Raw genomic sequence first — 10,473 nt, 5'->3', positions numbered from 1 at the left:
TCATCGGACGCATGCGCTCGCCGCGGCCGGCGGCAAAAATCATGGCCGTGGTCAACGTATTCACGGCGCTCAAAACGTATATCCCACATCCACGGCGCGGCCTTCGAGCGTATCGAGCAGGCGCGCAAACGGCCGCAACGGCCTGTAGCGCTCGGACACCTTGCGTGCATAGCCGATAAACCTCGGCAAATCAGCCAGATACTGCGGCTTGCCATCGCGATGATAAATCCGCGCGAACAGTCCCAGCACCTTGATATGGCGCTGCAATCCCATCCACTCGATCTGCCGGTAGAACTCGCCGAAATCGGCATCGATGGGAAAGCCGGCTTTGCGCGCGCCTTCCCAGTAGTAGACGAAGCAGTCCAGCTCGAACTCTTCTTCCCAGCTTATGAACGCATCGCGCAACAGCGAGGCAATGTCATAGCTGAGCGGCCCATACACCGCGTCCTGGAAGTCGAGTACGCCGGGATTGGGATCGGCCACCATCAGGTTGCGCGGCATGAAGTCGCGCAGCATGAAGACCTGCGGTTGCGCCAGCGCGCTTTGCACGAGCACGTTGAACGTGTCGTCGAGCACCTTGCGCTCGGCGGTTTCCAGCGTGTGGCCGAGATGCTTCGCGACGAACCACTCGGGCATCAGTTCCATTTCGCGGCGCAAGAACGCTTCGTCGAAAGCGGGCAAGACGCCTTCCCGCGATGTCACCTGGAACTTGATCAATGAATCTATAGCCGCGCGCATCAACGGCCGGGCGTTTTTTTCGTCGAGCACGGAGAGGTAGGTCGTGGTGCCCAGATCCGTGACGAGCATGAAGCCGGCATTAAAATCGGTTTCGAGGATGTGCGGAACATGCACGCCCGCGTCGCGCAGCAAGCCTGCCACCTGGACAAACTCGCGGCACTTTTCGGGCGGCGGGGCATCGACGGCAATCAGCGTGTTGCCGAACTCGCTTTGCGCGGCCAGCCGGAAATAGCGGCGGAAACTGGCGTCGGTGGAAGCAGGAGCAAGCGTGGCAAGATCCAGTGCGTATCGCTCGGCCACGGTTTGCAGCCAGTCGTGAAGCTGTGTAACGCGAAAATCAGGGGTTTGGGGCGTCATAAATTCTAGGGGTGAAACGTCTTGCCATATAATACCCCACGACTTTTTTAAGCATTCCGTTTGCATCGCGTGTAACGTCCGGCGCCCCGGCCTGCAGCAAGCCTTAGCGGCTTTTTGCAGGTCAGGAGTTACCGCCCGAACCATCCATCGATCGATTCATTTTCGTTCGCAGCGAACCGTACTCCGGTGGCGCGAGTTCCGGTGGCTGTGCCCGGGTGCTCACGTCCCGGGCGTCGAGCGCCGAGCGTGACGCGATTGAACAGCACTCAAACATGCCGCCACGACAGCTTTCCAAACAAGTTTTATCGCGCGAGTCGCGTGATCAGCGGCCACGCAGGCGGCGGCTGTTCGCAGCGCTGATCGCGGTGCCTGGCCTCATGCCGGCGCTTGCCAACGCGCAGCTATCGGGCGCGGCAGCAGACACTCAGCCGCTCGGGGACCCGTGGAGCCTGCGTCTCGCTCCCCAGCTCGAAGAACGCCCGCTGCGGCAAGGCGATCAGCCTGCCACGTTCGTACTGGGCAACCGCACTTCAGGCACGGCTGACCAGGACATGGCGGCGAAGGGAGCCGCGGAGCTGCGCCGCAACACGTCGGTGATCAAGTCGGATGCGCTGCATTACGACCAGGACACCGACATGGCCGATGCTTACGGCAATGTCAGGATCTTCAACAACGGCAATACGTTCATTGGCCCGGAAGCGCACTTGAAGGTGGAGGCGAACGAGGGTTACATGACGAACCCGAAGTATCGCTTCAACTTGTCGAACGGCTCGGGCAGCGCTGCGCGAGCGGACCTGATCGACAACGAGCAGACCCGCGTGGACCACGGCACGTACACGGCGTGTTCGTGCGAGACGGACCCGGCGTGGTACATCAAGGGCACGTCGTTTGACTTCGATACCGGCGCGAACGAAGGCGTGGCCCATAACGGCGTGTTGTTCTTCCAGGGCGTGCCGGTGTTCGCGAGCCCGTGGATGTCGTTTCCGCTGACCGGCGAACGCCGCAGCGGGATCTTGCCGCCTACGGTATCGCTGAATTCGACGACCGGTTTTGAAGTCTCGCTGCCGTATTACTTCAACATCGCGCCGAACCGCGACCTGCTGGTAACGCCGCGCCTGATGACGCGGCGCGGGATTCAGTTGCAGTCGACCTTCCGGTATTTGTCGCCTACGTATTCGGGCACGATCACCGGGGAATTCCTGCCGAACGACATGCAGACGCATACCAACCGTTATGCGATCTACATTCAGCATCAGCAGAATTTCGGCGGCGGATTCGCGGGTTACATCAACTACAACAAGGTCTCGGACAGTCAGTATCCGGAAGACCTGGGCAACGCCGCGAACCAGTTCCTGAACGGCACGCAAGTGCTGTATCAGCAGGAAGCCGGGTTGACCTACAACAACGGCCCGTGGTCCATCATCGCCCGCGAGCAGCGCTGGCAGACCCTGCCGCCGGCCGTGGCGCCGTATGCGCGCGAGCCGCAGTTGAACGTGCTGTACAACAAGTACAACGTAGGCGGTTTCGACTACGGCGCGGAGATGGATTACACGCGCTTCACGACCACCGTCGACGATGCAACGAAGGGCCAGCGCGCGGTCTTCAACCCGTACTTGAGCTACAGCGTCACGGGCCCGGGTTATTTCGTCACGCCGAAGGTCCAGTACCATCTGGCGTCGTATAACCTGAGCCAGCTTGGCAGCACGGCTTCCGGGACGCCCGTGGGCCAGCCGAAGAGCCTGACGGAATCCATCCCGACTGTCAGCTTCGACACGGGCCTGGTATTCGATCGCTCGGTCACGGTGTTTGGGCAGGACTACATCCAGACGCTGGAACCGCGGCTGTACTACGTGTACACGCCGTATCGGAACCAGGAGTTCGCGCCTGTCTTCGATACCGGCGAGGCCGACTTCAGCCTTGCCGAAATCTACACGCCGAACACTTACGCGGGTAATGACCGCATCGCGGATGCAAACCGTCTCACGGTCGGCCTGACTTCGCGTTTCATCAACCCGGCAACGGGCGACGAACGTGCGCGTTTTGTCATCGCGCAGCAGTATTATTTCCAGCCGCAGCGCGTGACGATTGCGGAAGGCCAGTCGCTGGATCAGGCGAAGCACTCAGACTTGATCGTGGGTGCGTCGTTCAAGCTGGGCGCGGGTTTTTCGCAGGAAACTGCGTTCCAATATAATGCCGACAACAACCAGCTCGTGCGCTCGAGCATTGGTTTCGGCTTCAGTCCCGAAGCGCGCAAGGTCATCAATATTGGCTACCGGTACACGCGGGCGAACGAAACCACGTTGTCCACCCAGCCGATCAACCAGATCCTGGTCTCGGCACAATGGCCGATCACGCGACACATTTATAGCGTCGGCCGGGTGAACTACGATCTGGCGAGCCATCGTCTCGTCGACGGGTTGCTGGGCTTCCAGTACGATGCCGACTGCTGGACGCTCGGCCTCGGCGTGCAGCGTTACGCAAACGGTGTCAATAGCACGGGCAGTAACAGCGCCGGTACTCGCGTGCTGGCTCAAATGACGTTCAAGGGCCTGTCGAACGTCGATAATGGTCTGACCGCGGCGTTCCGTGCCGGCGTCAACGGCTACACACCGCCGCCGCCGCCGCCCGCGCCGCTCGCGCGTTACACCAACTACGAATGAGCGCGTGAATAGAAACGGTCAGGACAGAAAGTGCCGGTGGTATGCGCCGAGGCGTATATTTGCGGGTTGAGCGCAGAAGGCACGCAGCAGCGCAAGGTAATAGGGCCGGTCACCGGCCGCAATCGATGGAGTATCTGTGTCAAACATGAACAAGTTTAAGTGGACAACGTTCGCGGCAAGCGCATGCGCCGCGGCTTTCCTGACCGGCCCGGTGGCGCACGCTCAGGCGTTGTCGGCCACACCGGGCGGCGTGCAGATAGCGGACTCCGTCGTCGCGGTTGTGAACAATGACGTGATCACCGAGCGCGAGCTCAATGACCGCAGCAACCTCATCGTGCGCCGTCTGCAGCAGCAGAACGCGCCGGTGCCGCCGGCCGCGCAGTTGCAACGCCAGGTGCTCGATCAGATGGTGCTGGAACGCATTCAGTTGCAGAAGGCGAAGGAAGACAACATCACCATCGACGCGCCCACGGTGCAGCGCACGCTCGAGCGTCTCGCCCAGCAAAACCAGATGACGCTCGACGTTTACCGCGCGCGCATCGAGGCGCAAGGCGTGCCTTGGGACACCTTTCAACGCGATGCCCGCACGGAGCTGACGCTCTCGAAGCTGCGCGAGAAAGAGGTGGACAGCAAGATCACAGTGTCGGACGCGGAAGTGGCGAACTACGTCGCGAGCCAGCGCGGACCGAACGCAGGCGGTGGCAACGACCTGCATCTGCAGCACATCATGTTCAAGGTGCCGGAAAACGCATCGCAGGCTGACATTGCTGCGATCCAGGCGAAGGCAGAAGCCGTATTGAAGGACGCGCAGAGCGGTTCGGATTTCGCGAAGCTCGCGAAGAACAATACGCAGGACACCGATGCCGCCAAGGGCGGCGATCTCGGTTTCCGCACGCAGGCTTCGTTGCCGGCATCGATCGTGACGGCGGTGGCGACGCTGCGTCCGAACCAGGTGAATCCGCAACTGATCCGTACCGACGGCGGCTTCGAAATCATCAAGCTGGTCGAGCGCCGCACGGGTCAGGGTCAGGCTGCCGATGCGCCCAAGCTCGTGCAAACGCACGTTCGTCACATTCTGCTGCGCGTGACCGATGGCACGTCGGAACCGGCAGCGCGTCAAAAGCTGCTTGAAATCAAGGCAGACGTGGCGAAGGGCGGCGATTTCGCCAATTACGCACGGACTTACTCGTCGGACGGCTCGGCATCGCAGGGCGGTGATCTCGGCTGGATCAGCCCGGGTGAAACCGTGCCGGAATTCGAGCGCGCCATGAACAATCTGAAAGACGGCGAAGTCAGCGATCCGGTGCGTTCGGAATACGGCTATCACCTGATCCAGGTGCTCGGACGTCGCGAAGCAGAAGGCTCGGTGCAGCAACAGCTTGATCTGGCGCGTCAGGCCATCGGCCAGCGCAAGGCCGAGCAAGCTTATTCCGACTGGCTGCGTGAACTGCGTGACACCGCTTACGTCCAGTACAAGGGCGCCGCCGCACAGCAGGCCCTGAACCAGTAAAAGGTTGTCCGAATGGAACCAGCAAGCCGCTCACTGTCCATAGCCATCACCACCGGGGAGCCGGCCGGCGTTGGTCCTGAACTGACAGTGGCGGCCCTGGCTGACGCGGCTACACGCTGGCCAGAAGTAAAGTTCTCGGTGCTCGCCGACCGCGATCTGATGACCCAGCGCGCGGGTACATCGTCGTGGCTTTCCGGCGATGCGTCGATCGAGATTGAACACCATGCGCTGAGCGTTCCCGTTGTAGCGGGCAAGCTTAATGCCGCGAACGGGCGCTACGTGCTCGGTCTGCTCGATACGGCCATCGACGGCGCGGTCAGCGGACGGTTCGACGCCATCGTCACGGCGCCGCTGCAGAAAAGCACCATCAACGACGCCGGCGTTCCCTTCACCGGCCACACCGAATATCTCGCCGAGCGCACGCATACCCCGCGCGTGGTCATGATGCTCGCAGGCACTGGCGAACGGCCGTTGCGCGTCGCGCTCGCCACCACACACTTGCCGCTGAAGGATGTATCGGCGGCGCTGACGGTGGATGGCATCGTCGAAACGCTAAGCATCATTCATCGCGACCTGAAGGCCATGTTCGGCTTGCCCGCGCCGCGCATTCTCGTCACCGGCCTGAATCCGCACGCGGGCGAAAACGGCTATCTCGGCCGCGAGGAAATCGATGTCATCACCCCGGCGCTGTTGCGCGCGCGCGAACTGGGAATCGATGCACCGGGTCCGTATCCCGCCGACACGCTGTTTCAGCCGCGCTATCTGAAAGACGCCGATTGCGTGCTTGCCATGTTCCACGATCAGGGCCTGCCGGTCCTGAAGTACGCAACCTTCGGCGAAGGCATCAACGTGACGCTCGGCTTGCCGATCGTCCGTACTTCCGTCGATCACGGCACCGCGCTCGATCTCGCCGGCACGGGCCGGGCAGACCCGGGCAGCCTGATCGTCGCCATCGATACCGCTGTTGCCATGGCGCGCCATCGTCGCGCGGCCTGATCCCCTTATTTGCAGTTCCTGACCGGTTTTCTCCGATGTCCATCAAGCACCAGGGCCACTTCGCGCGCAAGCGCTTCGGGCAGAACTTCCTCGTTGACCAGGGCGTGATCGATTCGATCGTCGATGTCATCGATCCCAAACGCGGCGAACGCATGGTCGAGATCGGGCCGGGGCTGGCCGCGCTGACCGCGCCGTTGATCGAGCGGCTGTCCACGCCCGAGTCGCCGCTGCACGCGGTCGAGCTGGATCGCGATTTGATCGGGCGGCTTGAAAAGCGTTTTGGCGAACTACTCGCATTGCACGCTGGCGATGCACTCGCGTTCGACTTCGGCTCGCTCGCGCTGGAAGGCGACACGCCGTCGCTGCGGATTGTCGGGAACTTGCCGTACAACATTTCCAGCCCACTGCTGTTCCACCTCACGGCGTTTGCGCCGAAGGTCATCGATCAGCATTTCATGCTGCAGGACGAAGTCGTGGACCGGATGATCGCCGAGCCGGGAACGAAGGACTTCGGCCGGTTGACGGTGATGCTGCAGTACCGCTATTCAATCGACAAGCTGATCGACGTCCCGCCCGAATCGTTCAATCCGCCGCCGAAGGTGAACTCCGCGATCGTCCGCATGATTCCGTATGCGCCGAACGAACTGCCCGATGTCGATGACAAGGTGCTCGGCGAAGTCGTGCTGGCCGCGTTCTCGCAGCGGCGCAAGATGATGCGCAATACGCTGGGTGTGTATCGTGACCGGGTCGACTTCGATGCACTCGGCTTCGATTTGTCGCGGCGTGCGGAAGAAGTGCCGGTGGCCGAATTCGTGAAGCTCGCGCAGATGGTGGCGCAGGCGCGTAGTAATTAAGCGTCAGTTGTTGTTTCTTCCTCTCCCCGCTTCCTTTTCGACGCTTTTCCCCTCTTGACTCCATGCATTCCCTGCATTCTTTCGATGCAAGGAATGCACTGGAGTTAACCGTCTCCTTGCCCTCAAATTAGCGACGCGTTCGCGCAAGCCCGGCCCCAAAGCCACGGCCGCGACGAATTCTGATGCGTGCGGATTTGATTCGCACTACGAGATGACAAAGAGACGGGAGACGCATGAAAACTTTAGGAATTTCCGAGACAAAAAGCAGATTCATCCAATGGCGTTCGCAATGGTGCAAGTTGGGCATTGCCGTACTGCCTGTAGCGTTGAGTTGCGGATCGGCCCATGCGCAGTCGAGCGTGACGCTTTACGGTGTCGCTGACGTCAGCATGCGCTATCTCTCGAATGCCGACGCTCAGGGTAATGGCCGCTTCCTCATGGGCCCGGGCGGTATGAGCGAAAGCCGCTGGGGCATCAAGGGCGTGGAAGATCTCGGGGGCGGCTGGTCGACCATGTTCAAGCTCGAAAACCGCTTCTTCCTGAACAATGGCCAGAGCGATCCGACCATGCCGTTCTTCAACGAAGCGCAGATCGGCATTCAGTCGACATCGTATGGACAGGTTGTGATCGGCCGCCAGTACAACGTGATGATCGAAGGCATCACCATGGGCGGCTACTCAAGCAACCCATGGATTCCATACGACTTCAACTTCCAGCCCGAAGTGACCATGACGGGCGGCATCTGGAGCAGCAACCAGATCCAGTATCACGGCAGGTTCAAGGACTTCCGCATTTCCACCGCGTATTCGTTCAGCGGCAACGCCGGCATGATGTCCTATGGCAGCCAGTACGGCGTGGCCGCGGCGTTCACACCCGGAGGCGGACCCGTCTCGATTGGCGGCGCGTTCAAGGAAACCAAGGACTCGATCAACGGAAGCGATGCCAAGGCGTGGACCGTCGGCGGATCGTACACGTGGAACAAGACGCGGTTCGCACTGGGTTATATCGTCAATCAGAACGACAAGGGCTTCACCACGTTCGCCAACGGACCGTTCTCCGCGCCCGGGCTGGCCGCGCTGAAATATTCGGACTTCAAGCGCCGCCGGATGATCCTCGGCGGCATCACGCAAGAGGTGGGCAGCACCTGGCATTTCGCGGCGAACGTGTGGCGCACGCTGCAGGACGGCAAGGCGCAATCGCAGGACGGTTCGGCGTGGCAGTACCAGCTCGTCGCGGATTACGACTTGTCCAAGCGTACCGACGTGTATCTGGAAACCGATTATTCGCGCTATAAGGGCGATCTGATCGGCGCGCAGTTGCAGGGCGTGAATGCGCCGGGCCTTGCGCAGAAAAGCACGCAAATCGGTGTGATGACCGGGATTCGCCATCGCTTCTGAACATGTTTTGAGGCGTTCGGACGAACGCCTCAAAACATCGGCGAAAACGAGTGCGGATGATATAACCAGCCGGCGTTGAAAACAGGCAGAAAAACATCCAGGGCTGCGTCACATATCATGCATGAGATCAATTCGCGTCGACTGGCGCATCTTGTTGCGCTGGCCGAAGAGGGCAGCTTTGCGCGTGCGGCGGAGCGCGTGCATTTGAGCCAGCCCGCGTTGAGCCGCAGCATTCAGGCGCTGGAAGACGAATTCGATATCAAGCTCTTCGATCGCGCCGCCCGCGGCGTCGCCACGACCGCCGCCGGAAAACTGCTGGTCGAGCGCGCGCGGCGCGTGCTGTTCGAAGCACGTTGTCTTTTCCGCGATGTCGAACTCATCCGCTCCGACGCGCTCGGCGAAGTGCGGATCGGCCTCGGCGCGCATGCCGCCGATATTCTGTTTCCAGACATGCTCGTGGAGTTTGCGCGGAAATACCCGAGCATCAAGATATCGCTGGAGATCGCCGAAGCGGGGAAGTTGATGGAGCGGCTACGCGCCGAACGCGCGGATTTTGTCGTGGTGGATCGCCGGGAAACGGCTATTGCGCCCGATGTCACCATGCATCGGCTGACCGGTCACGACGGCGGCTGGTTCGTGCGGCAGGGGCATCCGCTGCTCGCCCGTGCGCCCGTGCCGCTCGCGGCGCTGCGGGAGTATCCGCTGGTGTCGGTATCGTTGTCGGCGTTCATGGAGGACGCCGTGCGCCGGCTGCTGAAATTTCGCGCGCACGAGGAGATTCCGCTGCATCTGGAATGCAACGATGTTGCCGTGTTGAAGAGCGTCGTCGCGCGCACGGATGCCGTCATGTTTTGCACGGCTTCATCGGTGCAACGCGAGGTGCTTCATGAGCGGCTCGTGCGTGTATCGATCGTGCATCCGCGCAAGCTTGGTTTGCAGTTTGCGCTCGTTTGTCTCGCTGACCGGACGCAATCGGCGGCGGCCGAAGGCGCCCTCGGACTTGCTGCGCAGATCATGAACGAGGCAACCCGGGCAGCCCGCGCAACGGGCCGCTCAAGATGATCAGGCGCGCGCCCGCGCAGCCGGCGCATTCACCAGCCCAATGCCCATCACCACCAGTGCCGCCGCCAATATGAAGCGCGTTGTCAGCGTATCGCCGAGCAGCAGCACGCCGAACGCCACGCCGAAGATCGGCGTGAGAAACGAGAACACAGAAAGCCGCGAAGCCATGTAGCGCGTGAGCAGCCAGAACCACGTGAGATAACTCAAGAACGCCACGATGATCGCCTGATACGCGAGACTTGCGATCGCGGTCGGCGTGATCGTGCCGATGTGCGTCTGCTCGAGCGCGAAGGCGAGCGTGAGCAAGACAATCGCCGATACACCCAGTTGATAGAACAGCGTCTTGCTCGCGCTCACGCGTGCGAGCGGCGAGGCGCGGATCACGACCGTGGTCGCGGCCCAAAAGACGCCACCGAGGACGCCGAGCGCATCGCCGGCCGTGCCTTGCCATGTCGATGCAGTATCCGGATTCCGATGCAGGAAGCCGTCGGCGAAAGCGATCGCGATACCGCCGAACGCGACCGCAATGCCGATCCACTGCACGCGGCGAAGTTTTTCGCCTGGCACGAAGAAGTGCAGGCCGAGCGCCATGAAGCACGGCGCGGTATAGAGGAACACGACCATGCGCGTGGCGCTGGTCAGCGTCAGTCCCAGGAAGATGCACACGAACTCGCCGCCGAACAGCACGCCCGCGAGCAGGCCGGACCCGAGGGTATCGTCGCGACGAAAAAGCGCCACGCCGCGCGAACGCGTCCAGAACCACACCAGCACGGTCGCGATGGTGGAGCGAATGCCTGCCTGGAGCAACGGCGGGAACGAGACGTTCGCCCCTTTGATCGCGACCTGCTGGAAGCCCCACACCGCGCACAAGCCGCTCATCAACAGGATGGCGGTGGCGT

General features: G+C 61.6%; 8 protein-coding genes. 6 read left to right on the top strand and 2 right to left on the bottom strand.

Annotated elements, in window-relative coordinates; all coding sequences use genetic code 11:
- Positions 1 to 69 precede the first annotated feature (69 nt).
- Entirely contained in the window at positions 70 to 1,095 is a 1,026-nt protein-coding gene (locus ACFFAR_RS14275) for a phosphotransferase (RefSeq protein WP_174364274.1), read from the bottom strand.
- A gap of 272 nt (positions 1,096 to 1,367) precedes the next feature.
- On the opposite strand from ACFFAR_RS14275, the gene ACFFAR_RS14270 reads away from it, so the two are divergent.
- The 6 genes from ACFFAR_RS14270 to ACFFAR_RS14245 all read left to right on the top strand — a co-directional run bounded on the left by ACFFAR_RS14270 (position 1,368) and on the right by ACFFAR_RS14245 (position 9,574).
- The gene (locus ACFFAR_RS14270) at positions 1,368 to 3,755 is read left to right on the top strand and encodes an LPS-assembly protein LptD (protein WP_062169259.1); all 2,388 of its coding nucleotides are present in this window, start codon (positions 1,368 to 1,370) and stop codon (positions 3,753 to 3,755) included.
- A 136-nt stretch (positions 3,756 to 3,891) separates the two neighbouring features.
- Complete coding sequence (locus ACFFAR_RS14265; protein ID WP_062169261.1) at positions 3,892 to 5,265, top strand: peptidylprolyl isomerase; 1,374 nt, start codon at positions 3,892 to 3,894, stop codon at positions 5,263 to 5,265.
- Positions 5,266 to 5,277: 12 nt separating this feature from the next.
- Positions 5,278 to 6,261, top strand: a complete 984-nt coding sequence (pdxA, locus tag ACFFAR_RS14260) for a 4-hydroxythreonine-4-phosphate dehydrogenase PdxA (protein WP_375508034.1) — start codon at positions 5,278 to 5,280, stop codon at positions 6,259 to 6,261.
- 35 nt (positions 6,262 to 6,296) lie between these two features.
- Positions 6,297 to 7,115, top strand: coding sequence for a 16S rRNA (adenine(1518)-N(6)/adenine(1519)-N(6))-dimethyltransferase RsmA (gene rsmA / locus ACFFAR_RS14255; RefSeq protein WP_061998533.1), 819 nt, complete (start codon positions 6,297 to 6,299; stop codon positions 7,113 to 7,115).
- Positions 7,116 to 7,348: 233 nt separating this feature from the next.
- Entirely contained in the window at positions 7,349 to 8,512 is a 1,164-nt protein-coding gene (locus ACFFAR_RS14250) for a porin (protein WP_174364426.1), read from the top strand.
- 117 nt (positions 8,513 to 8,629) lie between these two features.
- Positions 8,630 to 9,574 carry a LysR family transcriptional regulator gene (locus ACFFAR_RS14245; protein ID WP_375508033.1) on the top strand — a complete coding sequence of 315 codons (945 nt, stop codon included), beginning with the start codon at positions 8,630 to 8,632 and terminating at the stop codon, positions 9,572 to 9,574.
- Here ACFFAR_RS14245 and ACFFAR_RS14240 read toward each other — a convergent pair.
- Positions 9,575 to 10,473 (bottom strand): DMT family transporter (locus tag ACFFAR_RS14240; RefSeq protein ID WP_375508032.1); only part of this gene is annotated, 899 nt, incomplete at its 5' end.

The sequence above is a fragment of the uncultured Caballeronia sp. genome (assembly GCF_964243625.1).
In the GTDB taxonomy this organism is placed as follows: domain Bacteria; phylum Pseudomonadota; class Gammaproteobacteria; order Burkholderiales; family Burkholderiaceae; genus Caballeronia.
The sequence above is the reverse complement of the archived record's forward strand: the minus strand, read 5'-3'. Positions and strand labels throughout refer to the sequence as shown.